Annotated in this window: 20 protein-coding genes; 8 read left to right on the top strand and 12 right to left on the bottom strand. The window is 57.2% G+C overall.

The annotated features are described in order from the left end of the window. Positions 1–315 precede the first annotated feature (315 nt). The 5 genes from E8K88_RS11775 to dapC form a co-directional block, all read right to left on the bottom strand. Complete coding sequence (locus tag E8K88_RS11775) at positions 316–702, bottom strand: VOC family protein (protein ID WP_136406867.1); 387 nt, start codon at positions 700–702, stop codon at positions 316–318. 120 nt (positions 703–822) lie between these two features. Further along, positions 823–1992 (bottom strand): PilT/PilU family type 4a pilus ATPase, encoded by a 1170-nt coding sequence (locus tag E8K88_RS11770; protein WP_136406866.1) that lies wholly within the window; start codon positions 1990–1992, stop codon positions 823–825. A gap of 67 nt (positions 1993–2059) precedes the next feature. Next, positions 2060–2182, bottom strand: a complete 123-nt coding sequence (locus tag E8K88_RS18485; RefSeq protein ID WP_276606670.1) for a hypothetical protein — start codon at positions 2180–2182, stop codon at positions 2060–2062. A 183-nt stretch (positions 2183–2365) separates the two neighbouring features. Beyond that, the gene (gene dapD, locus E8K88_RS11765; RefSeq protein WP_136406865.1) at positions 2366–3190 is read right to left on the bottom strand and encodes a 2,3,4,5-tetrahydropyridine-2,6-dicarboxylate N-succinyltransferase; all 825 of its coding nucleotides are present in this window, start codon (positions 3188–3190) and stop codon (positions 2366–2368) included. Between the two features lie 206 nt (positions 3191–3396). Continuing rightward, entirely contained in the window at positions 3397–4611 is a 1215-nt protein-coding gene (gene dapC, locus E8K88_RS11760; RefSeq protein ID WP_136406864.1) for a succinyldiaminopimelate transaminase, read from the bottom strand. A 215-nt stretch (positions 4612–4826) separates the two neighbouring features. Here dapC and E8K88_RS11755 point away from each other — a divergent pair, with 215 nt between their 5' ends. The 6 genes from E8K88_RS11755 to E8K88_RS11730 all read left to right on the top strand — a co-directional run bounded on the left by E8K88_RS11755 (position 4827) and on the right by E8K88_RS11730 (position 13433). Next, positions 4827–5546: an HAD family hydrolase gene (locus tag E8K88_RS11755; RefSeq protein WP_240754489.1), complete on the top strand. Its 720-nt coding sequence runs from the start codon at positions 4827–4829 to the stop codon at positions 5544–5546. Between the two features lie 274 nt (positions 5547–5820). Further along, positions 5821–6999 carry a glutamine-hydrolyzing carbamoyl-phosphate synthase small subunit gene (gene carA / locus E8K88_RS11750; protein ID WP_136406863.1) on the top strand — a complete coding sequence of 393 codons (1179 nt, stop codon included), beginning with the start codon at positions 5821–5823 and terminating at the stop codon, positions 6997–6999. 106 nt (positions 7000–7105) lie between these two features. After that, the gene (locus E8K88_RS11745; protein ID WP_136406862.1) at positions 7106–7477 is read left to right on the top strand and encodes a hypothetical protein; all 372 of its coding nucleotides are present in this window, start codon (positions 7106–7108) and stop codon (positions 7475–7477) included. 35 nt (positions 7478–7512) lie between these two features. Next, the gene (gene carB / locus E8K88_RS11740; RefSeq protein WP_136406861.1) at positions 7513–10770 is read left to right on the top strand and encodes a carbamoyl-phosphate synthase large subunit; all 3258 of its coding nucleotides are present in this window, start codon (positions 7513–7515) and stop codon (positions 10768–10770) included. A 364-nt stretch (positions 10771–11134) separates the two neighbouring features. Beyond that, positions 11135–12076, top strand: a complete 942-nt coding sequence (locus tag E8K88_RS11735; protein ID WP_136406860.1) for a sulfurtransferase — start codon at positions 11135–11137, stop codon at positions 12074–12076. A 127-nt stretch (positions 12077–12203) separates the two neighbouring features. Then, positions 12204–13433, top strand: coding sequence for a YeeE/YedE family protein (locus E8K88_RS11730; RefSeq protein ID WP_136406859.1), 1230 nt, complete (start codon positions 12204–12206; stop codon positions 13431–13433). Between the two features lie 35 nt (positions 13434–13468). On the opposite strand, the gene E8K88_RS11725 is transcribed toward E8K88_RS11730, so the two are convergent. Further along, positions 13469–14356, bottom strand: coding sequence for a CoA transferase (locus E8K88_RS11725; RefSeq protein WP_136406858.1), 888 nt, complete (start codon positions 14354–14356; stop codon positions 13469–13471). 275 nt (positions 14357–14631) lie between these two features. Between E8K88_RS11725 and E8K88_RS11720 the strand changes: the two genes are divergently transcribed. Continuing rightward, a complete protein-coding gene (locus E8K88_RS11720) occupies positions 14632–15558 on the top strand; it encodes a DMT family transporter (RefSeq protein WP_136406857.1) in 927 nt (308 codons plus the stop codon). A gap of 372 nt (positions 15559–15930) precedes the next feature. Here E8K88_RS11720 and E8K88_RS11715 read toward each other — a convergent pair whose 3' ends face one another. From E8K88_RS11715 to E8K88_RS11705, 3 genes are read right to left on the bottom strand one after another with little or no spacing between them, the layout of a single operon-like run. Further along, entirely contained in the window at positions 15931–17304 is a 1374-nt protein-coding gene (locus tag E8K88_RS11715) for a sensor histidine kinase (protein ID WP_136406856.1), read from the bottom strand. Between the two features lie 2 nt (positions 17305–17306). After that, positions 17307–17978 carry a response regulator transcription factor gene (locus E8K88_RS11710; protein ID WP_136406855.1) on the bottom strand — a complete coding sequence of 224 codons (672 nt, stop codon included), beginning with the start codon at positions 17976–17978 and terminating at the stop codon, positions 17307–17309. A gap of 56 nt (positions 17979–18034) precedes the next feature. Then, positions 18035–18778, bottom strand: coding sequence for a PepSY domain-containing protein (locus E8K88_RS11705; protein ID WP_168797317.1), 744 nt, complete (start codon positions 18776–18778; stop codon positions 18035–18037). 118 nt (positions 18779–18896) lie between these two features. Here E8K88_RS11705 and E8K88_RS11700 point away from each other — a divergent pair, with 118 nt between their 5' ends. Next, on the top strand, positions 18897–19580 hold the full coding sequence (locus E8K88_RS11700; protein WP_136406853.1) for a PepSY domain-containing protein: 684 nt from the start codon (positions 18897–18899) through the stop codon (positions 19578–19580). 235 nt (positions 19581–19815) lie between these two features. Here E8K88_RS11700 and E8K88_RS11695 read toward each other — a convergent pair whose 3' ends face one another. The 3 genes from E8K88_RS11695 to ugpA are packed head-to-tail and all read right to left on the bottom strand — an operon-like array spanning position 19816 to position 22654. After that, positions 19816–20904 carry a sn-glycerol-3-phosphate import ATP-binding protein UgpC gene (locus E8K88_RS11695; RefSeq protein ID WP_136406852.1) on the bottom strand — a complete coding sequence of 363 codons (1089 nt, stop codon included), beginning with the start codon at positions 20902–20904 and terminating at the stop codon, positions 19816–19818. Beyond that, entirely contained in the window at positions 20904–21752 is an 849-nt protein-coding gene (ugpE, locus tag E8K88_RS11690; RefSeq protein WP_136406851.1) for a sn-glycerol-3-phosphate ABC transporter permease UgpE, read from the bottom strand. The genes E8K88_RS11695 and ugpE overlap by 1 nt, the downstream gene beginning before the upstream one ends. A gap of 20 nt (positions 21753–21772) precedes the next feature. Beyond that, positions 21773–22654 carry a sn-glycerol-3-phosphate ABC transporter permease UgpA gene (ugpA, locus tag E8K88_RS11685; protein WP_136406850.1) on the bottom strand — a complete coding sequence of 294 codons (882 nt, stop codon included), beginning with the start codon at positions 22652–22654 and terminating at the stop codon, positions 21773–21775. Positions 22655–22746: the final 92 nt, after the last annotated feature.

Raw genomic sequence — 22746 nt, 5'->3', positions numbered from 1 at the left:
ACCTGTGCAGCTTTTTAGTGGGTCAATACATTGTGATAGGAGTGATATGCACTAAGACCTGGCCTTACGCATGTACTATGCCTCTGGACTCGGTAGCAGGAGGACGCAGACTAAAAAACAGTTTGTCTGCGCATTTGCGGGATAGCAGCCGCTGCTATCAACCTGGGGTAAAGCCCTGCCGCTGCATTAGCTTGTGCTCGATGCTCTCGCTGACGCTGGTGCGGCAGCACACAGTAGGCAGTCTAGCAAGGTTGCAGCGAGTCTTTGCCGCTGCAGCCATTGGTAGATGGCCTACCGATCACTGCAGTGGAATGTTTAAGCGGCTTTCGATGGGCGGTGCATTAAGCAAATTTTATTGCCCGATGGATCGCGCAAATAGGCCAAATACATTTTTAAACGTTCATCGCCACGCCAGCCTGGCTCATCTTCAATGGCTGTGCCGCCAGCGGCAATAGCCGCTTCATAGGCCTGTGTCGCTTGCTCCACCGAATCGGCTGTAAAACCCAGGGTAAATCCGTTGGATGCAGTGGCTGGCTCGCCATTGATTGGCGTTGTTACGCTGAATATATTGCCAGCATGGCGCCAGAAATAGCGGTGCTTGTCTTGTACACCGGGTTTGGCACCAAGGGCACCCAGCATGGCGTTGTAGAACTGCACTGAGGCATTGAGGTCATTGGCGCCGAGCATGACATGGCTGAACATGGTGGTTATCTCCTTTGGGGTTGGCAATAGGAACTGGCGAGTGCTGACTATACTCTTGCGCATGCTAAGGCCACTCAGTAGCTAGCTGCGTCACTTAGGGGATAGTGGTGTGGCAGGCTGTCAGCCGTTGCTGGAGCCGCGTACATCCAGCGAAAATTCAGTAAAAGATGGCTCATCATTGGTTTCTTCCGAATTCTCGACATTGGCTTTGGCCATGTTGGCCGCCATCGCGAAGTCGTTTTGAAGACGCCACATCAGGTTCGTAGGTGAGTCGGCCGCTTCAAATGCTGCCTTACGGTCAACAAGGTCTTCAGCCACCAGTTGTGCTAAGGACTCCTCAAAGGTTTGCGAGCCTTCAGACATCGATTGCTGCATTGCATCGCGGATGCCAGAGAAGTTGCTGGCCTCAATCAATTCTGAGATCCGCTTCGTGTTGAGCAGCACTTCCACTGCAGGAATGCGCTCGCCATCCATGCCGCGCAGCAGACGCTGTGAGATGATGGCTTTGAGCGTCGCGGCCAGATCACCCAGCATCGTTGGGCGCACTTCAACCGGATAAAAGCTCAAGATGCGGTTGAGCGCATGGTAGGAGTTGTTGGCATGCAGTGTTGAGATGCACAAATGGCCAGACTGGGCATAAGCTAGCGCTGCAGACATGGTTTCGCGGTCACGAATCTCGCCAATCTGAATCACATCCGGGGCTTGACGCAAGGCGTTTTTCAAGCCTACCTGCAAAGAGGCCGTATCGGAGCCTACTTCACGCTGGTTGATGATGCTGCGCTTGTTGTGGAACGTGTACTCGATTGGATCTTCAATCGTCAGAATGTGGTTGACCGTTGTTTTATTGCGTAAATCCATCATCGACGCAATCGTCGTGCTTTTGCCTGAACCAGTCGAGCCAACGACCAAAATCAAGCCGCGCTTTTCCAGGCTCAATGACTCTATGATCGGGGGCAGGCGTAAATCCTGCAGATCTGGAATGTCGCGAGGGATAAACCGAATAACTACTGCATAGGTCCCGCGTTGGCGCATCGCACTGACTCGAAACCGGCCAACGCCTTTGATTGGCACGCCCACATTGAGCTCGCCTGTATTGCGCAGCTCTTCAATGCTTTCCGCAGAGACGATTTCGCTGAGCAGTTTCAAAGGCGCTTCGGTTGACAGCAGTTGGTTGTTCACTGCAATGGTTTCACCGCGCACTTTCACCATGACTGGGGCATTGACCGACAGGTACAGGTCGGATGCCTTGTTGTCGGCCATCATTCTCAACAGACGCTCCATTGCCGACATGGCGACTCCTCAAAATGCAGTTGTGTAACGAATCATTAAAGTAGTGCTTAATGTACCATTTTCTGTTTCACAAGCAGACTTGCACCTGGCGTAAATCCTGCTGAATCAGAACTTTAGGCACAAAATCGGCAAAGCGCACGTGGTGGTTCAGGCGCATTGGCCTGGGCAATTGCGGTTCGGGAGTGTCCAAGGGTTTCTGGCGTCAATGTGGCAGGCTGAGCGCCGGTAAATTCTGGGCTTGTGGTTGGCAAATGGCCGGCCCTTATACGCCTGCTGGGCTGCTGCAGTCCCTGTTTGCTTAGATCGCAAACACGTTCTGAGGGACTGCAGCCGTTTCATAGCTGCAGCGGTGGCAGCTATGCGGTTGTTGTACTTAATCGCGCAGCAAATCGTTCAAGCTGGTTTTAGCACGGGTTTGTGCATCCACGCGTTTGACGATGATTGCCGCATACAAGCTGTAGCGGCCATTGTCTTTTGGCAAGGAGCCACTGATCACCACCGAGCCAGCTGGCACGCGGCCATAGCTGACCTCGCCAGTTGCGCGGTCATAGATAGGCGTGCTTTGGCCAATGTAGACGCCCATCGAGATCACGGAGTTTTCTTCAACGATCACGCCCTCAACAATTTCAGAGCGAGCGCCAATGAAGCAGTTGTCTTCAATGATGGTGGGGTTGGCTTGCAGAGGCTCCAGCACGCCACCCAGGCCCACGCCGCCAGACAGGTGAACGTTTTTACCAACTTGGGCGCATGAGCCGACGGTGGCCCATGTATCGACCATCGTACCTTCGTCTACATACGCGCCGATATTGGTGTAGGACGGCATCAGAATCGCGCCTTTGGCGATGAAGCTGCCGCGGCGGGCTACCGCTGGAGGCACGACGCGCACGCCCGTTGCAGCCATCTCTTGCTGTGACAGACCGGAGAATTTGGTTGGCACTTTGTCGTAGAAGCCCAGCTGGCCCGCTTGCATCAGTTCATTGTCGTTCAGGCGGAAAGACAGCAGTACCGCTTTTTTGATCCATTGGTGCACGGTCCAGTCACCCACGCCATTGCGGCTGGCTACGCGCAGCGCGCCGGAATCGAGCTGGGAGATCACGTCTTCAACGGCGTTGCGCACATCCGCAGGAGCCGATGCAGGCGAGAACGCAGCGCGTTCTTCCCAGGCGTTTTCAATGAGGGTTTGCAGAGCTTGTGTCATAAATCTAGGGGTCCGAGAGGAAAAAGGGGACTGCGCTGGAGGCCAGTGCAGTGGCTCAGTGCTGGCCCACCCAACAACCGCATAGAGGGTATTGAAGCGGGGCTGCGAAGGATTTGCGTCAGTGCATCTGGCGCATTACTGCCTTGCCAATGCATGCGCAGCCAGTGCGCATGCCGCCAGGTCAAGTTGGCAATGGTAGTGCACAATCAACTGCGTTGCCGTACAAAGGCTGCAATACGGTGGGCTGCTTCCAGGCATTCAGCCGTTTCAGCGACCAAGGCCATGCGGATACGGCCGGCGCCTGGGTTGCCTGTCGGGGTTTCGCGCGCCAAGTAGCTGCCCGGCAAAACGGTGACGGCTTGCTCTGCGTACAAGGCTTTGGCGAATTCAGTATCGCTGAGCCCCAAGTGCGCGGGAATGGCGGCCCAGAGGTAGAAGCTGGCATCGGGCAGGCGTACATCCAGCACCTGTGCAAGGACCGGAGTCACTTGGCTGAATTTTTCGCGGTAGAGCTGGCGGTTGTGCTCGACATGGGCCTCGTCACCCCAGGCGGCAATGCTGGCTGCCTGCACCGGTGGGGCCATTGCGCAGCCATGGTAGGTGCGAAAGAGCAGGAATTTTTTGATGATCTCCGCGTCACCTGCAACAAAGCCACTGCGCATGCCAGGCACATTGCTGCGTTTGGACAGGCTGGTGAGGATGACCAGGTTTTTCCAGTCCAGGCGGCCGAGCTGCTGGGCCGCTTCCAATCCGCCCAATGGGGCGTCTTGCTGGAAATAAATTTCGCTGTAGCACTCGTCGCTGGCAATCACAAAGCCGTAACGGTCACTGAGATCAAAGAGCTTTTGCCATTCTGGCAGTGGCATCACCGCGCCGGTGGGGTTGCCGGGCGAGCAGACAAACACCAGCTGGGTGCGCTGCCAGATGTCAGCAGGTACGCTGTCCCAGTCAACCGCAAAGTTGCGGGCTGGATCGCTGTTGGCGAAATAGGGCGTAGCGCCGGCCAGCAGGGCTGCGCCTTCATAAATTTGGTAGAAAGGATTGGGACTGACCACGATGGCGTCTTTGTCATCGGGGTTGACGACCGCCTGGGTCAGCGCAAACAAGGCTTCGCGTGAGCCATTGACTGGCAGCGTATGGGCTTGGGCATCGACGTGGACGCCGTAGCGCTTGTCCAGCCACTGTGCAAAGGCATTGCGCAAGTCGGCATTGCCCGCAGTGGCCGGGTAGCTGGACAGGCCAGATGGGCCAGAGCGCAAAGCCTGCTCGTAGGCCTTGAGCACAATTTCAGGTGTCGCATGGCGCGGCTCGCCAATGCCCAGGCTGATAGGGCTGAGCTGGGCGTTGGGCTTGACGTCGGCAAATAAGCCGCGCAGGCGCTCAAAAGGGTAGGGGTTTAAGCGGTCGAGTCTCGGATTCATAGCCTGTCATTATCCTGGGGATGGGCTGAGAGATTGCAGCAGCTGCTTATTCTCTGTTAATTTCTTGTCATTCGTTGCGTGAATGGGGCACTGATTGACAAGGCTTATCTTGGTCGCTGGCCAGATTCGGTGCCGTGTCCAGTCAGTGGGTTTGAATGGGAGCCATTGAACGCACCTTGCAGCCCCGTTGGCATTCTTCGGCTATGCTGCAGCCCATGAACGCACAACAGGATACCGCCCCGCTGGATGTGGCGATGGTCAAGGCCATCAGCCTCGATTTGGATGACACGCTTTGGCCCGTCTGGCCCACCATTCGCAAAGCCGAAGCGGCTTTGCTGGAATGGATGCATGCTACCGTGCCTGCGACGGCGGCGCACTGGGGGGCTGAGGGCGTGGCGCAAACCATCCGCGAGCAGATCAAAGCCGAGCACTTGGATTACGCGCATGATTTCACCTTCTTGCGTACCCAAATGATTGCCCGCGCTTTGACGCAAGCGGGCGATGACCCGGCCTTGGCTGCGCAAGGTTTTGAGGTTTTTATCACGACACGCCAGCAGGTCGAGTTGTACCCCGAAGTGGAAGCTGCGCTCGATGCTTTGGCGGCACGTTATCGGCTGATTGCTGTGAGCAACGGCAATGCCAATGTGTTGCAAATGCCAATTGGCCGCTTTTTCTCTGCCAATTTGCCCGCCCGCGAGGCCGGTGTGGCCAAGCCGCACGCCCGGATTTTCAATTTGGCGGCTGAACGACTGGGTTTGGCCAATGGCGCGGTAGTGCATGTCGGTGATGACACAGAGTTGGATGTGCTTGGTGCGCAACAGGCAGGTATGCAAGCCGTGTGGCTCAATCGTGCGCAACAGCCTTGGAATCACGCGCACCCAGAGCCCCTGCAAATCAGTAATCTTCAGGGGCTCTGCAAGATTCTTGGCGTGTGAGGCTGGCCTTCAGCTATAATGGGAGGGTTTATCTACCCTGTTTCCGCTCAGTGCTACGCCCTGCCTTGTTTTAACAATGCTTAAGACGGGGGCGATTTTTGGCACGCCTGGCCGGTGCCCATGAGTTGCGTTGATGCGACTTTTACCTGTGTGATGTGACGCGTCGGTGTATTGAAGGCGAGCGCTTTTGCAATACCGAGGCACAGCTGCATCAGGCGTGTGCGCAGCCTTTTGTGTGGCGGAAACTTCTTGGCTTCCTTTTAGAGGTATTCGCGTGCTCTTGTCTCTCCAGCAGGGAAATCTCCCCGTCGCTATTTTGGCGCTTGCAGATGGCACAATTTTTGTTGGCAACGCTGTGGGTGCTACCGGCTCCACTACAGGTGAGGTGGTGTTCAACACATCCCTGACCGGCTACCAAGAGATCTTGACAGATCCCAGCTACTGCCAGCAAATTGTGACGCTGACGTATCCCCACATCGGTAATTACGGCATCAACGATGAAGACGTTGAATCCAGCAAGGCCTATGCCGCTGGGTTGGTCATCAAAAATTTGCCACTTCTGGCCAGCAATTTCCGCCAAACACAGACTTTGCAAGACTACCTGGTCAAGCAAAACATTGTGGCTATTGCCAACGTCGACACTCGCAAACTGACCCGCCATCTGCGTGAGCATGGTGCACAAAACGGCTGCATCGTTGCCTTGGCAGCTGGCCAGGTTGTGACCGATGAGCTGGTGCAAGAAGCGGTGCAACAAGCCAAAGCTGCTCCTAATATGAGTGGTTTGGATTTGGCCAAAGTCGTCACTACCCAAAAGACTTACGAGTGGACGCAAACCACTTGGACATTGGGTGAAGGCTATGGCGAACAGACCGCGCCGCGCATGCATGTGGTTGCGTATGACTTTGGTGTTAAGCACAACATTTTGCGCATCTTGGCACAGAAGGGCTGCCGCGTTACTGTGGTGCCCGCACAAACGCCGTTTACGGATGTGCTTGCTTTGCAACCTGACGGCGTGTTCTTCTCTAATGGCCCTGGTGACCCAGAGCCATGCGCTTACGCCGTTGATGCCGCACGTGCAGCGATTGACAGTGGCATCCCGACTTTTGGTATTTGCTTGGGCCACCAAATCATGGCTTTGGCATTGGGTGCCAAAACTTTCAAGATGAAGTTTGGCCACCACGGTGCCAACCATCCAGTCAAAGACCACGATTCTGGCCGTGTGAGCATCACCAGCCAAAACCACGGGTTTGCAGTTGACGAGAAGTCGCTGCCAGCGACTGTGCGCATTACCCACACCAGCCTGTTCGATGGCACGGTGCAAGGTTTGGCGCATACCGAAAAGCCTGCACTGTGCTTCCAGGGCCACCCTGAGGCTTCACCTGGTCCGCAAGACATTGCCTATTTGTTTGACCAGTTCGTGGCCTTGATGCGCCGCAAAGTGGCATCTAACTAAGATGCTTGCACCTGCTGCTTGGTACTTTATGGACCAAGACAGCTGGTGATTGCGCATTTTTGAATACGGATTTGATGGCTATTTTCCTGATTGAACCAGACCTTTTATGAAACTCTTTAGCTTTCCTACCGCCGCGCTTGAAAAAGCCATTGCCAAGCGCATGCTGACGCTTGAGCCTGGCGCGCGTGAGTGGTTTGGCGAGCGTTGGGCACAAAAGCCTTATAAAAAGTCTTTCATCGAGAAAAAAGCCCTGCCCCTGGTGATTTTTATTGCCAAAGGCAAAAACTGGACTGATCAAGAGTTCGACCAAGAGTTGGCGCAGTGGGATGCAACTTTTTATCCGCCCGAGGTGGATGTGCTGCGCCCGATTGCTGAGGGCGAAGGCATGCTGCAATTAATGCAGAAAAAAGTGCCGCCCGAGCGCATGGAAAAACTGCTTGAGCACATCAAATCCCGGACCCTCAGTGGCGTTGCCTGAAAAAACTTGTTGGAGAGCGCCCTAGGCGCTGAACTATGCCTAAAAGAACCGATATCCAATCCATTCTCATCATTGGCGCAGGACCGATCGTGATCGGTCAAGCCTGTGAGTTTGACTACTCTGGTGTGCAGGCCTGTAAAGCCCTGCGTGAGGAGGGCTATAAGGTCATTTTGATCAATAGCAACCCCGCCACCATCATGACCGACCCTGCCACGGCCGATGTGACCTACATCGAGCCCATCACTTGGCAAACGGTAGAGAAAATCATTGCCAAAGAGCGCCCTGATGCGATCTTGCCCACCATGGGTGGCCAGACCGCGCTGAACTGCGCGCTGGATCTGTGGCGCAATGGCGTGCTGCACAAATACAAAGTGGAGCTGATTGGTGCCACACCAGAAGCCATCGACAAAGCAGAAGACCGTCTGAAGTTCAAAGACGCGATGACCCGCATCGGTCTGGGCTCGGCCCGCTCTGGCATTGCCCACAGCATGCAAGAAGCCTGGGACGTGCAAAAAACCGTGGGCTTCCCCACCGTTATTCGTCCTAGCTTCACGCTGGGTGGCACGGGCGGCGGTATTGCTTACAACGCCGAAGAATTCGAGACCATCTGCAAACGCGGTCTGGAAGCCTCGCCCACCAATGAGCTGCTGATTGAAGAGTCGCTCCTAGGTTGGAAAGAGTACGAAATGGAAGTCGTGCGCGACAAAAAAGACAATTGCATTATTGTCTGCTCCATTGAGAACTTGGACCCCATGGGCGTGCACACCGGCGACTCGATCACCGTGGCACCTGCACAAACCCTGACCGACAAAGAATACCAAATCATGCGCGATGCCTCTTTGGCAGTGTTGCGTGAAATCGGTGTGGACACGGGCGGCTCCAACGTGCAGTTCTCGGTGAATCCGAAAGACGGCCGCATGATCGTCATCGAGATGAACCCCCGCGTCTCGCGTTCCTCCGCCTTGGCCTCCAAAGCCACTGGCTTCCCGATCGCCAAAATCGCTGCCAAGTTGGCAGTGGGCTTCACATTGGACGAGCTGAAAAATGACATCACTGGCGGTGCTACGCCAGCGTCGTTTGAGCCAACGATTGACTACGTGGTCACCAAAGTGCCGCGTTTTGCATTCGAAAAATTCCCACAAGCCGACGACCGCTTGACCACCCAGATGAAATCGGTGGGCGAAGTCATGGCCATGGGCCGCACCTTCCAAGAGTCCTTCCAGAAAGCCTTGCGCGGTCTGGAAGTGGGCGTGGACGGCATGAACGAGAAAACCCAGGACCGCGAAGTGCTCGAGCGCGAGCTGGGCGAGCCAGGCCCGTCGCGTATCTGGTACGTGGGCGATGCGTTTGCTGCCGGTTGGACTTTGGATGAAGTGCACAACATCACCAAAATCGACAAGTGGTTCCTGATCCAGATCGAAGAGATCGTCAAGATCGAGTTGCAACTGGACAAGCTGTACGAAGAAAAAGGCGCTGACACGCTGGCTGCTATCGACAAAGAAACCTTTGTTGTGCTCAAGCAAAAAGGCTTCTCCGACCGCCGTCTGGCCAAATTGCTGCACACCGACGAGCACGCAGTGCGCAAAGCCCGCCATGCACTGGGCGTGCGTCCGGTCTACAAGCGCGTGGACACCTGTGCGGCCGAATTCTCGACCGATACGGCGTATATGTACTCGACCTACGACGAAGAGTGCGAAGCCAAGCCCACCGACAAGAAAAAAATCATGGTACTCGGTGGCGGCCCGAACCGCATTGGCCAAGGCATTGAGTTCGATTACTGCTGTGTGCACGCGGCCCTGGCCATGCGCGAAGACGGTTACGAAACCATCATGGTCAACTGCAACCCAGAGACCGTCTCGACCGACTACGACACCTCTGACCGTCTGTACTTTGAGCCATTGACTTTGGAAGACGTGCTGGAGATCGCCGATCTGGAAAAACCAGTCGGCGTGATCGTGCAGTACGGTGGCCAAACGCCTTTGAAACTGGCGCTGGGCTTGGAAGCCAACGGCGTGCCAATTATCGGCACCACACCGGACATGATCGATGCGGCCGAAGACCGCGAGCGTTTCCAGCATTTGCTGCAAGACCTGGGCTTGCGCCAGCCGCCCAACGCCACGGCCCGTACCGAAGCCGAAGCCTTGGTGAAAGCCGAAGAGATTGGCTATCCGCTGGTGGTGCGACCTTCCTACGTGTTGGGTGGCCGTGCAATGGAAATCGTGCACGAACGCAGCAGCCTGGAGCGCTATATGCGCGAAGCCGTGCAAGTGAGCAACGACTCGCCTGTGCTGCTCGACAGCTTCCTGCGCAACGCCATTGAATGCGACGTGGACTGCGTGCGCGATGCCACCGGCCAAGTGCTGATCGGTGGTGTGATGGAGCACATCGAGCAAGCTGGCGTGCACTCGGGCGACTCTGGCTGCTCGCTGCCCCCGTACTACCTGTCCAAAGCCACGGTGGAAGAGCTCAAGCGCCAAACCGCCGCGATGGCCGATGGCCTGAACGTGGTGGGCTTGATGAACGTGCAGTTTGCCATTCAGGAAGTGGGCGAGGGCGCTGACAAACAAGACGTGATCTACGTGTTGGAAGTCAACCCACGCGCTTCGCGTACTGTGCCATTTGTCGGTAAAGCCACTGGCTTGCCATTGGCCAAAATCGCCGCGCGCTGCATGGCTGGTCAGAGCCTGGCTGAGCAAGGCGTGACCGAAGAAGTCGTGCCACCCTACTTCAGCGTCAAAGAAGCGGTGTTCCCGTTTGTGAAATTCCCTGGTGTGGACCCCATCTTGGGCCCTGAGATGAAATCCACCGGTGAAGTCATGGGCGTGGGCAAAACCTTCGGTGAAGCTTACGTGAAGAGCCAATTGGGTGCAGGCACCCGTTTGCCAGAAAGCGGCACGGTCTTCTTGACGGTGCGCGATGCCGACAAACCACGCGCTGTGGCGATTGCCAAAGAGCTGGTGGGCATGGGCTTTGAGATCACTGCCACACGTGGTACAGCAGCGGCTATTGAGGCAGCTGGCATTCCTGTGCGTGTGATCAACAAGGTGGCCGAAGGCCGCCCACACATTGTCGACATGATCAAAAATGGTGAAGTGGCCTTGATCGTCAACACCGTGGAAGAGCGTCGCAACGCGATTGCCGACTCCCGCTCGATCCGCACTTCTGCATTGCAAGGCCGTGTGACCATGTTCACCACGATCTTCGGCGCAGAAGCTGCAGTAGAAGGCATGAAGTCACTGAACAATCTGGATGTGATTTCTGTGCAAGAAATGCACGCCATTTTGGCGAAATAAAGCGCCAGCGGTGCACGCGCTGTGCACTGCTACATCGCGATTCAAAAGAGGCCCTGGGCCTCTTTTTTTGCGCCTATTTGCAGCACATGCATGCACCACATACATCGAAACCCTTGTGGTGCATTCGGATGGCATTGCAAAGCGCGCAAGGGCCTGAATTGTTGTGGTCTGTTTGTTGGGTGCAAACCGTTAAGCGCTGTTGTTGGCATTGCTCAAAATGCGTTTTTCCTAAGGAAAATCTGAGCAAACGGCTATATCGTGCATCAGCATAAACACATGACAATTGATTGGTTGGTGATTCATCTATTGTTTTCTATAGTCGCGTCCAGGTTGAAATATGGATTCAAATTGAAAGGACGCACCCATGGCTACTTCGGTTCACACTTGGCTTCGTGCCTCAGCGCTGGTTAGCGCATTGGCTGGCATGGGGGCTGCTGTTGCGGCAAGTCCTGTGCCTGAAGGTCCGTTGGTCACGACCGAGTGGTTGGCCGACAATTTGGACAATGACAAGATCCGTCTGATTGAAGTCAGCGTCAACCCCGGCGTCTATGAGCGTGGCCATATCCCAGGCGCGGTGAATTTTTCCTGGCACACCGACTTGAATGACACCGTGCGCCGCGACATCGTCTCCAAAGAAAACTTTGAAAAGCTGCTGTCCAACTCTGGCATCACTGACGACACCACGGTGGTCTTGTACGGCGACACCAACAACTGGTTTGCCGCCTGGGGCGCTTGGGTATTTGATATTTATGGCGTGAAAAACGTCAAGCTGCTCGATGGCGGCCGCGTCAAGTGGGAGGCTGAGAGCCGCGCGCTCAACAACCGCGTGCCTGAATACGCCAAAACCACTTACACCGTCAAAGGTGTCAACAATGATTTGCGCGCCCGTTTGAGCGACACCTTGGCAGCGGCCGAAGGCAAGAGCAATGCCAAGCTGGTCGACATCCGTTCGGCTGATGAATTCAGCGGCAAGATTTTTGCCCCAGCCGGCGTACCAGAGTTAGCGATTCGTGCGGGTCACGTACCGGGGGCGGTCAATGTGCCTTGGGGCCAAGCAGTCAACAAAGACGGCACCTTCAAATCACCGGAAGAGTTGAAAGTGATTTATGGCGCAGTGGGCCTGGATGGCTCGACCCCCATCATTACCTACTGCCGCATTGGCGAGCGCTCCAGCCATACCTGGTTTGCGTTGTCGAAAATTCTGGGCTACGACGTGAAGAACTACGACGGCTCATGGACGGAATATGGCAATGCCGTTGGCGTGCCCGTGAATAACCCAAGCGGTACGGTGTGGGCTGCCAAATAAGAACAGCTATGGATCGCCGCGGCAATGGCTCAACCGCGCTGTCTGGGTTGAGATGGTTTTGAGCTAGGTGTATTGCGCCCACTTCGGTGGGCGTTTTTTTGTGACCGGTTTTTATGGGTATGGGCTTATGCAAAGAATCGCATCATCCATCGTGGTGGCCTTGCTCCTGGCATGGGGCGTTTGGTTGCAACAACAAACGGGCGGCAGCGCGCTGGTGTTTGCGCTGGTCAGCGGGCTGGTACTGGGCGTGGCATTTCAGCGCAGCCGTTTTTGCTTTTACTGCCACGCACGCGACTGGTTTGAAGACCGCGACCCACGCGGTTTATTGGCGATTGTGCTGGCGATTGCAGTTGGCCTGATTGGCTACACCGTGGTGTTGGGCGGCTGGATCGTCAATCCCACTGCAGGCCGCTTGCCGCCTGATATGCACATTGGCCCAGTCAGCTGGGTTTTGGTGTTGGCAGGCGTCGCATTTGGCTTGGGCATGGTGGTTTCTGGCTCTTGCATCAGCGCGCATTGGTACCGCTTGTCAGAAGGCTCGGCCACTTCGCCGTTTGCCTTGCTGGGCTCGGCGCTGGGTTTTATTGCGGGTTTTAAAAGCTGGAATGCGCTCTACAGCTTGGCAATTGCCGATGCGCCGGTGGTCTGGCTGCCAGCCCATTTGGGCTATGGCGGCGCGATGCTGGCGCAGCTCACCGTGTTGGGGCTGGTGGCCGCGTATTTATGGCGTGGTTTTGCATCGGCCAGCTACCAGCGCAAGATGGCGCTGGCCGCCGTACAAGGCGGTACAGGATTTGCGGTCGCACAAGCTGGCGACATGGGCGTGGCCGCTGTTCCTGGCCTTGGTGCCATTTGGGTGCGTTTGTGGCAGGGGCGTTGGAGTTATTGGAGTGGTGGTTTGGTTGTCGGCTTGGTTGGCGCGTTTGCCATCATCCGCATGAAGCCCCTGGGCGTGACAGCATTGTTGGGCTCGGCTTCGCGCCAATGGGCCGACTCGCTGGGCTGGATTCCTCCCACGATGCACGGCTTGGATGGCTTTGCTGGCTGCTCGACAACACCGCAGTCGACTTTTTTAACACCGAATGCGGTGCTGCTGTCGGGCATTGTCGGCGGTGCCTTTGTCGCGGCTTTTCTCAGCCGCCAGTTTGTGCTGCGCATGCCAGGCTGGCGCGATGTGCTGCGTGGCTTGAGCGGCGGTGTGCTGCTGGGCTGGGGCGCCATGGTGGGCCTGGGCTGCACGGTGGGCACCTTGCTCTCGGGCAGCCAGGCAGGCGCAGTATCCGGTTGGATTTTTGGCGCAGCGATGTTTGCGGCGATCTGGGCCGGCTTGCAGGTCAAGCGCCGCATCGGCTTGTAAGATCGTAAACAGGCTGAAAGCGCTTGCGGAATTGTTTAATCTGCCATGGTCACGAGTGGCAGATCGTATTGTGCAGCCAAGGCATTCAATTGCGTGCAGCTGTGGCTGGCGCAAAATGCCGCAATCGCTTGCTGTGTGCTTGGGTGGTCCATCGCAGGCACTGCACTGTCGGGGCTGACTTGCTCCCATAAGCGTTGGGTAAAATGTGGCTCTAAAGCCGCAATCGCCACCCGACCATCTTGGCAAGCGTAGATACGGTAGCCGGCATGCGCGCCGCCGGTCACACCGTCGGGCGTAGTCATGCCCCAGCGGCGTGGAATACCCAGCCACTGCGCGGCTTCTAGCAAGCCCACTTCCAATACTTGTCCCTGGCCGCTGCGCTGGCGCAGCAGCAGGGCTTGCAGCACGGCTTCGCTGGCCATCAAGGCACCGGCCATATCGGCCATCAGTGAGGCAGGCATTTGCAAGCTGGTGACCAAGCCCGCTTCGGCCTGGTAGGTCAGGTCGTGGCCTGCTTCATTGCTGCGCGCGCCAGTGGCACCAACAATTTGCACCATGTTCAGCTGGGGAAACTGTGCATGCAAACTGGCCCAGTCCCAGCCCAGACGCACCAAGGCCGCAGGCCGCATCGACGTTAGCAGCACATCGGTCTGCGCCAATACTGCTTGGGCTTGCTGCTGGCCTTCGGCAGTTTTCAAGTCGGCGTGCAAGATGTCAATGCCAGCGTGCAGCTCTCGGTAGGCATGCGGCGCATATTGGCCCATTGGATCACTGGTGGTGATGTTGCCGTTGGCGCTCGGTTGCTCCAATTTGGTGCAAGCCGCGCCCATGGTGGCCAGGCGCATCAAGGCTGCGGGGCCAGGCAGGTTCAGGGCGACGCTGAGAATGCGGCAACCTGCCAGCGTTTGGGATACAGAATGCATGGGAGATGTTTCAAGAAAATACGGTATGGTGGGCCGTGCAGTAAGGGCAAAGCGATGCTTGGATGCAGAGGCTCTGCATATTAACAATGGTCTTTTCGCCACAGGTTGCACATCAGAGGCGCTTTAGGAGGACAATTCGGGCCGCGTAAAGCCATTAGAACAACAATTTACCGCAGCTGCACAGCAGCTGCCAGTAGTAGCTCTCCTAATCGTTTTGCGTTGACAACCACCACCCACCGATTGGCCCAGTAGCCCAAGCCGCTGCGGCAACCACCATGACTCAGACACCACTGGCTTCTCTCTCTGCCCGCTCGGGCATCCATCTGCGCTTATTGGGCATGGCCGCGCTGTGGGGGGCCTCCTGGCCGATGGGTCGCATTGTCGCCTTGAGCGTGCCGCCCTTGTTGGGCGCTAGTTTGCGCTTTGTCATGGCCAGTGTCTTGCTGCTGCTGTGGTGGCTGTCGGTGGGCGGAGCCCAGCGTGTAAAGCACATCGCTGCTGCGCAATGGGGGTGGTTGGTGCTGGCTGCGGCCACTGGTATTTTTGGCTATTCCGTCTCGTTCATGCTTGGCTTGCAGCACCTGCCAGCGGGCCGTGCGGCGATGGTGATCACACTCAACCCTGCTGCGACCTTGTTGCTGGCCGCGCTCTTTTTCCATGAAAAACTCAATTGGGTGATTGTTTGCGGCATGGTGCTGGCGATTGTCGGTGCTGCGATGGCCATCAGTGGCGGCGCACCATGGGCGTTGCTCAGCGGCAGTGTTGGCGCGGGCGAATTGATTGTGCTGGGCTGTGTCGGCTGCTGGGTCGCTTACACCTTGATTGGCCGCAGGCTGCAAGGGGTCGATGCACTGACGATGACCACATTGACCGCTGTGATGGGCGCCGTCATGTTGCTGGGCGCCAGTTGGGTGTTTGAAGGCGCGAGCGCCTGGCACAGTTTGCAGCAAGCCGCACCCAGCACCTGGCTGTCGGTGTTTGGCATGGCGTTGGGGGCAACGGTGCTCGGCTATGCGTGGTTTTTGGATGGTGTGAAAACCTTGGGCGCCAGCGCCGCTGCCGCCTACATCACCTTGGTGCCAATTTTTGGCGTGCTGTTTTCAAACCTATGGCTCAGTGAGCACATGGATGCATCGCTGTTGATCGGCGGTGCTTTGGCCATTACTGGCATGGGCATCATGCATTGGGGACGTCGGGCGTGAGCAATGCAGGGTGATTGTTTTAATTTCTGTCAGCGACACCCACCCCCATTGTCCATGATGATACGTGGCAATGTATTTGCCAGCTGGCCAGGCTGGGCCGGCTTGGTGTGAGGCATCGCAGTGGATGCAAGCTGCCTCGGCCAAGGCGCTGGAGCAGGTATTTTCGATGCCTGCATCAAGTGCATCAAGTGCAGCAATTGGGCACGCTGATGCAACAAGCCCATCCGACGCATGGCCATGATTGGCCGCTGTTGTAGGCGGCTGCGGCGGTGCATCCGAGCGAACAGCCGCTGACTTTTAACCAAGATTTTCAGGCCGTATCAATTGCTATGCCGTCTGTTTTTCGGGGTGATCCGTTGCCGGATAGGGGATTCACGCTGGCAGCGTGATCTGCGCTTGCAAACCCCCTAAGGGGCTGGCGCTGAGTTGCAAAGTACCATTCCAGGTGTGGGCGATGTCAGCCACAATCGACAAGCCCAAACCGGTGCCAGGCGTGTTCTGGTCAAAGCGTTCACCGCGCTGGCCAGCTTGGCTCAGCTGGTGCTCGGCAATGCCAGGGCCGTCGTCTGTAACCGTGATGGCAATCTGGCCGCGTGCCGCTGGGCTGCTGCCCGGTAGCAGTCGGGCCTCAAGGCACACTTGCTGCTTGGCCCATTTGCTGGCGTTGTCCAGCAGATTGCCCAGCATTTCCTCCAAGTCCGAACGGTCGCCGCGCCAGTGCAGCGTGCGGGGAATGTGCACTTGCCAGTCCAAGCTGCGTTCGGGGTGAATATGCTGCATCAACTGCACCAGTTGCGTGGCCACGCTTTGCAGGTTGACGGCTTTTTGCAGCGGCGGCGCCTGGTCGCCTGCGGCACTGGTGCGGCTTAGATGGCGCTCAATCAAACCGTTGATGCTTTGCACCTGTTCCTGCACCAAATGGCTCGGTACCTGCGCTGCGCGGCCCGCTTCGGCATTCAGGCGTGCCAGCGGGGTTTTCAAGGCATGGCTTAAATCGGCCGCATGCGCGCGGCCACGCGCGACCATGCGGGCATTGCGCTCCAGTAGGGCATCGACTTCGACAGCCAGAGGGTCCAGGTCTGGCCCATAGCCGGTGCCTAAATGCGTGGCCTGGGACGTGCCGCTGTCGGTGGCATGCAAGCGAGTCAAACGCTGGCGCAGCAGTTGCAAGGGCTGCAAGCCCACGCGCACCTGGATGAAGGTGGCGACAGCCATACACAGCAGCAGCGCGCTCAAGGCCAGCCACAAAATGCGGCGAATGCGGCTGAGATCCACATGCACTTCGTCTTCCAGCGCATAGACATACAGTTTGGCTGTGTGTATGCCATCGAGCGCGATGCTGCGCTCAATGCCCATCAAGGGCCTGTCTCTGGGATCGGTATTGGTCAGCAGCATGCCATCGTTTGTGCTGCTTGGGTTGCGCAAGCTCGCATCCCACAGCGAGCGCGAGACCAACTGCTGATCGGGCGTTTGCAAGACCCAGTACCAGCCAGAGAAAATATGGCTGAATTCATCGCTGCTGCGACCAGGCTCGTAGCGCCATTGCCCGGCTGGGCTGAGTGACATATTGGCCTGGATGCGGTCAGCGCGTTCATTGAGGCGTTGGGCCAGACCGCCATACAAGCTGGCTTGGATGCTGCTGTCGAGCAACCAGCCCAGCGCCAGGCTCAGCACAATGCCCGGCACCAAGCCCAGCAGCAGCAGTCGGCTGGTCAGTCCTAATTTTCGCGATGGGGTGTAGGCCATGCTCAATTGGCTGCTGGAGCGCAGAGTCGAAAGCCCAGACCCCGCTGGGTTGCAATGCGTTCGCTGCCAATTTTGCGGCGGATGCGGCCAATCAGCACATCGACGGAGTTCGAGTCCGGATCCAGATCACGCGAATACACATGTTCGCTGATTTCCGTGCGTGTCACGGTCGCACCTGGCCGGTGCATCAAATAGGCCAGGATTTTGTGCTCTTGTGCGGTCAGTGCAATCGGCTTGTCGGCCAGGCTAAAGCGCTGGTTGATCGGGTCGTAGCGCAAGTCTCCAACCGTGAGCACCGCATCGCCTGAGCCCTGGTGGCTGCGGCGCAGCAGCGCGTGCAGGCGCAGTGCTACCTCTTCGTGCATAAAGGGCTTGGTGAGGTAGTCGTCAGCACCGGCTTGGAAGCCAGCCAACTTGTCACTCCAGCGGCTGCGTCCAGTCAGGATCAGCACCGGAAAATGCCGGCCATGCTCGCGCCAGTGGCGCAGCACTGAAATGCCGTCCTGGCCGGGCAGGCCAAGATCCAGCACTGCTGCGTCGTAGCTTTCGGTCTCGCCGACAAAGATGGCGTCATGGCCATCGGCGGCCATGTCTACGACAAAGCCAGCTTCTTGCAGCAAAGCTTGCAGGCTGCAGGCCAACTGGGTGTCGTCTTCAACGAGCAAAATGCGCATGGGGGCAGCAGGTCGCCTGGGTGCATGCGATGCACCAGCGGCCCGGAGTAAAGGGGTTAATCTTTGGTTTTTTCGCGCAGGACTTGGCCGGTGTGGCTGTCAACGTGCAACTCGATCTGACGGCCATCGTCCATGCGGATGTCGATTTCATAATACCAAGCATTGTTGCTGCGGTGGCGCTCGCGCTCCAACTCTGCTTCCAGCACCACGCCAGGGTATTGGGCCAGCAGCAGGTCCAAGATATCGGGCAAGGCCATCATCGATTGCACGGCCGATTCGACCTTGGGCGCGCCCTGCAGAATCTCGCCGGTACTGGCATCAACCACCAGCTCCAAACGCTGGCCATTGGTTTGTATCAGTTTGATTTCGTAGACGGCCAAGCGGTTGCGGCCTGATTCCAGCTCCACGTCTTCAATATGGCCGGGATATTGCGCCAGTATCTGGCGCAGTAATGCTGGCAGCGCCAGCATGGGTTGGGAAACCACGGGCACATCGTCCATCTCCAACAAGCGCCCGGTTTCGGCGTGCACCTTGACCTCGCGTTTGCGGTTATTGCTGTCCAGCACGTCGACTTCGTACAAAGCGCCATGCACGCGGTCAGACTCCAGGTCAACCTCCAGCACCCGGCCAGGCACATGCTGTTCGACAATTTTCAAAATGTCGGCCAAGGGCAGATACTGCCCACTGGAGACCGCCTGGCGCACCGTGCGCTGCTCATCGGCATGGACGCTGGCGGCCAAGCCCGTCAGGCCAAGGCAGAGGGCGGCGGCAATCACAGTGGGGTGGAAGAAGGCTTTCATGAATGAGCCATTGTCAGGCTTTGATCTTAAACAAAGCATGAACAGCGGCTTCAGACTTCGTTTAAGCAGGCTTTGGAATACTGCATCACGTTTTTAATCCAACACCAGGAGCGATGTGATGACTACGAAGCAAACACTGCAATCTTTGAGCAAACGCACAACCCTCAAGCCTTTTGCCGCAATTGTGCTGGCAACGTCGCTGAGCTGGGCAGGCAGCAGCATGGCCGCTGATACGGCCCAACAAGCGGTCGATGTGATCAACGCCCACGGCTATGTGTCGATTGACAAGCTCAAGCGCGAACATGGCTTGTGGACAGCCAAAGCCACGACCCACGATGGCGTTCGTGTCAATTTGCTGGTCGATGCCAATGACCAATTGCTGGAAGTGGGCCGCCCTGACAACCAGCACAACATGGCGACTGCACAACAGGTTGCGCAGCATGTGCAGCAGTTGGGTTACCAGCGCGTGCATGATGTCAAGTTCGACGACGGCTTTTGGGAGGCCGAAGCATACAACCAAGCTGGCTTTGACGTGGATTTGACTTTGCACCCAATCACGCTGGCGGTATTGAGCGAAGTGGTTGACGGTTTGGGGAGTGCGACTCCAGGCGTGGGCAACGACTACCTGAGCGCAGCCCAAGTGCGCAGCGCCTTGGAAGCGAGCGGTTATAGCCGCATCCATGATCTGGAGTTTGACGATGGCCGCTGGGAGGCCGATGCCACGAACGCTGCAGGCCAACGCGTGGAGTTGCGCATTGATCCACACAGTGGTGTGGTGTTGCGTGAAAAGCGCGATGACTAACGCAGGAGCGAGGCCTTGCGAGTGAGCGCCTTGCAAAGCATGCCTGGGGCATCTTGGATGCGGTGTGAGTGTGCTCTCTAAAGCCAGACAGCGGTCTGGCTTTTTTGTGGGACACGGCAAGGGCATGGTGTTGGGCAGACCCATCACAGCACCAAGAGCAGCGATCACAACCCTTGATACGTCGTTGAAAAACCTTGTCGTACTACCCGTACTGTCTGCGGTTTCGCGCCTGGTCTCAAGCGCAAACCTTCGGTTTGCTGGGGGAGGTTAGCCGCTCTAAACGGCGGCCATCCGCACCGAATAGATGTACGTCCGTGGCGGCTGCCCCCAGTTGAATGAAGGCATCGATCGGATGTGTAGCGCGGCCAGGGACTCGAACCACTAATGCATGGCCATTGGCCAATGCGCAGTGCAAATAGCTTTCTGCACCCACCAGCTCGATCGCTTCAATGCGCACGGTCGCGTTAAAACCGCTTGCTGGTGGCTGGCCGGGAGCCAGAGTATGCAGGTGTTCAGGCCGCACGCCGACCGTGTGCGGCTCGCTGGGCAATTGCAGCGCGTCCCCCGCCTGCCAGTGGGCTTGCTGGTCGCTCGCCAGCAAATTCATCGCGGGCGAGCCAATGAAGCTGGCCACAAAGGTCGAGGCAGGTTGTTCATACAGCGCAATCGGTGTGCCGACCTGCTCAATGCGTCCAGCATTCAAGACGACCAGGCGGTCGGCCATGGTCATGGCTTCCATCTGGTCGTGCGTCACGTAGACACTGGTCGTGCCCAATGCGCGTTGCAGACGTTTGATTTCCACGCGCATTTGCACCCGCAGCTTCGCATCCAAATTTGACAGCGGCTCGTCAAATAAAAACGCCGCAGGCTTGCGCACAATCGCGCGGCCCATGGCCACGCGCTGGCGCTGGCCACCTGAGAGCTGGCGCGGTTTGCGCTCTAAAAATGGCTCGATCTCCAACGCCTTGGCGGCTTGGGCAATGCGCTTTTCAATGTCTGCTTTGGGCGTTTTGCGATTTTTCAGGCCGTAGGCCAAATTCTCACGCACGGACATATGTGGGTACAGCGCGTAGTTTTGGAACACCATCGCAATATCACGCTCGGCAGGCGCTACCTCATTGACGATGCGCTCACCGATCCGGATCGTGCCGCCTGTGCACGACTCCAGTCCGGCAATCATGCGCAGCAGTGTGGATTTGCCGCAGCCCGATGGGCCGACCAAGACCAGAAACTCGCCCGGCGCAATGCTGAGCGAGACGCTATGGATTGCATCTACATCGCCGCCATAGTTTTTGCGCACTTTGTTGAGGATGATTGCGCTCATTATTTCTCTCCTTCTACCAGGCCTTTGACAAACCAGCGCTGCATCAGCACGACGACCATCACTGGCGGCACAATGGCCAACACAGCAGTGACCATCACGTAATTCCAGCGTGTTGCGGCATTGGTGTAATCGACCATGCGGGCCAGACCGACGATGATGGTGTTCATCTGCGCGTCATTCGTGACCAGCAGTGGCCACAAATACTGGGTCCAGCCGTAAATAAACAAAATCACAAATAGCGCTGCGATATTGGTTTTGGACAAGGGCAGCACGATGTCTCGCATAAAGCGCAGCGGCCCGGCGTTGTCCAGTCTGGCCGCCTCCACCAATTCGTTCGGAATGGTGAGGAAAAACTGCCGAAACAACAATGTGGCAGTGGCCGAGGCCATCAGCGGTAGCGTCAGGCCTGCATAGCTGTCAAGCAGTCCTAAATCGACCATGACCTGGTAGGTGGGCACAATGCGCACTTCAACTGGCAGCATCAAGGTGATGAAGATCAGCCAGAAAAAGAACAGGCGCAGCGGAAAGCGGAAAAACACCACGGCAAAGGCCGATAGAAATGACACGATGATTTTTCCCAGTGCGATCAGCATGGCCACTACCAATGAATTCCACAGCAGCCGCTCTAGGCTGACACCGACGGCGCGCTCCACGCCACCATCAATTGCTTCGCGGTAGTTGGCGAGCAATTGATCGCCTGGCAGCAGCTGCATTGGTGGGCGCATGATGTCTGCAGTGCTGAGACTGGAGGCCACAAACGTGTAGTACAGCGGAAATGCCAACACCACAATGCCAATGGCCAAGGCCAAGGGGCTCAATGCGCTGGCCAGGGGGCGTTTTTCAGTCATGCCAATCCTTTCGCTTGCGCTCAGGCATAGTGCACGCGCCGGTCGATGTAGCGAAACTGCAGAATCGTCAAGGCAATCACGACGGCCATCAGAATCACCGATTGCGCGGCAGAAGAGCCCAGATTCAAATGGACAAAGCCATCGCTGAAGGCTTTGTAGACCAAGGTTTCGGTGGCTTTTGCAGGGCCGCCGCCAGTGACGGTGTAAATAATGCCGAAAGTGTCAAAAAATGCGTACACGGTGTTGATCACAAGCAAGAAGAACGTGGTGGGTGCGAGCAGCGGAAATACCATGGTCCAAAAGCGCCGTGCACCGCTGGCGCCATCGATGGCCGCAGCTTCCAGCAGTGCTTGTGGAATGGCTTGCAGCCCGGCGACAAAAAACAAGAAGTTGTAGGACACTTGTTTCCATGCGGCAGCAGCCACCACCATCGCCATGGCTTGGTTGGCGTTGAGCAGTGGATCCCAGGCCACACCGCAGCTGCGTAGCAGGTAGGCCAGCGAGCCCATGGCCGGATTGAACATGAACAACCACAGCATGCCGGCTACTGCAGGGGCGACCGCATACGGCCAGATCAGCAGGGTGCGGTAGATCCGCTTGCCGCGCACAACGCGCTCAGCCGCTAAAGCCAGCAACAAAGCCAGGCCCATCGCTATTACGGCCGTGAGCAGGTTGAACACCATGGTCACCCGCACCGAGTGCAGGTAATTCGGGTCTGACAAGACCTGGCTGTAATTGGCCAGGCCGACAAAGGTCGATTGCAAGCCAAACGGGTCTTCACGCAGAAAAGACTGGTAAACCGCCTGGCCTGCGGGCCAAATAAAAAACACCAGCGTCAGCAGCACTTGTGGTGCCAACAGCACATAAGGCAATAGCTGGTGGGGAAACGTGACTTTTTGCACTGGGGAGTGTTCCTGCGTTGGGCACTGCCGTCGAGGCTTTGGAGCAGGGCGGCTGGCCCTGAGTGCGTGGTCCGCGTGGGGTGATGCTAGCG

This window comes from Lampropedia aestuarii, assembly GCF_004803635.1.
Classification (GTDB): Bacteria; Pseudomonadota; Gammaproteobacteria; order Burkholderiales; family Burkholderiaceae_C; genus Lampropedia; species Lampropedia aestuarii.
This window is presented reverse-complemented; position numbering and strand designations above follow the sequence as displayed.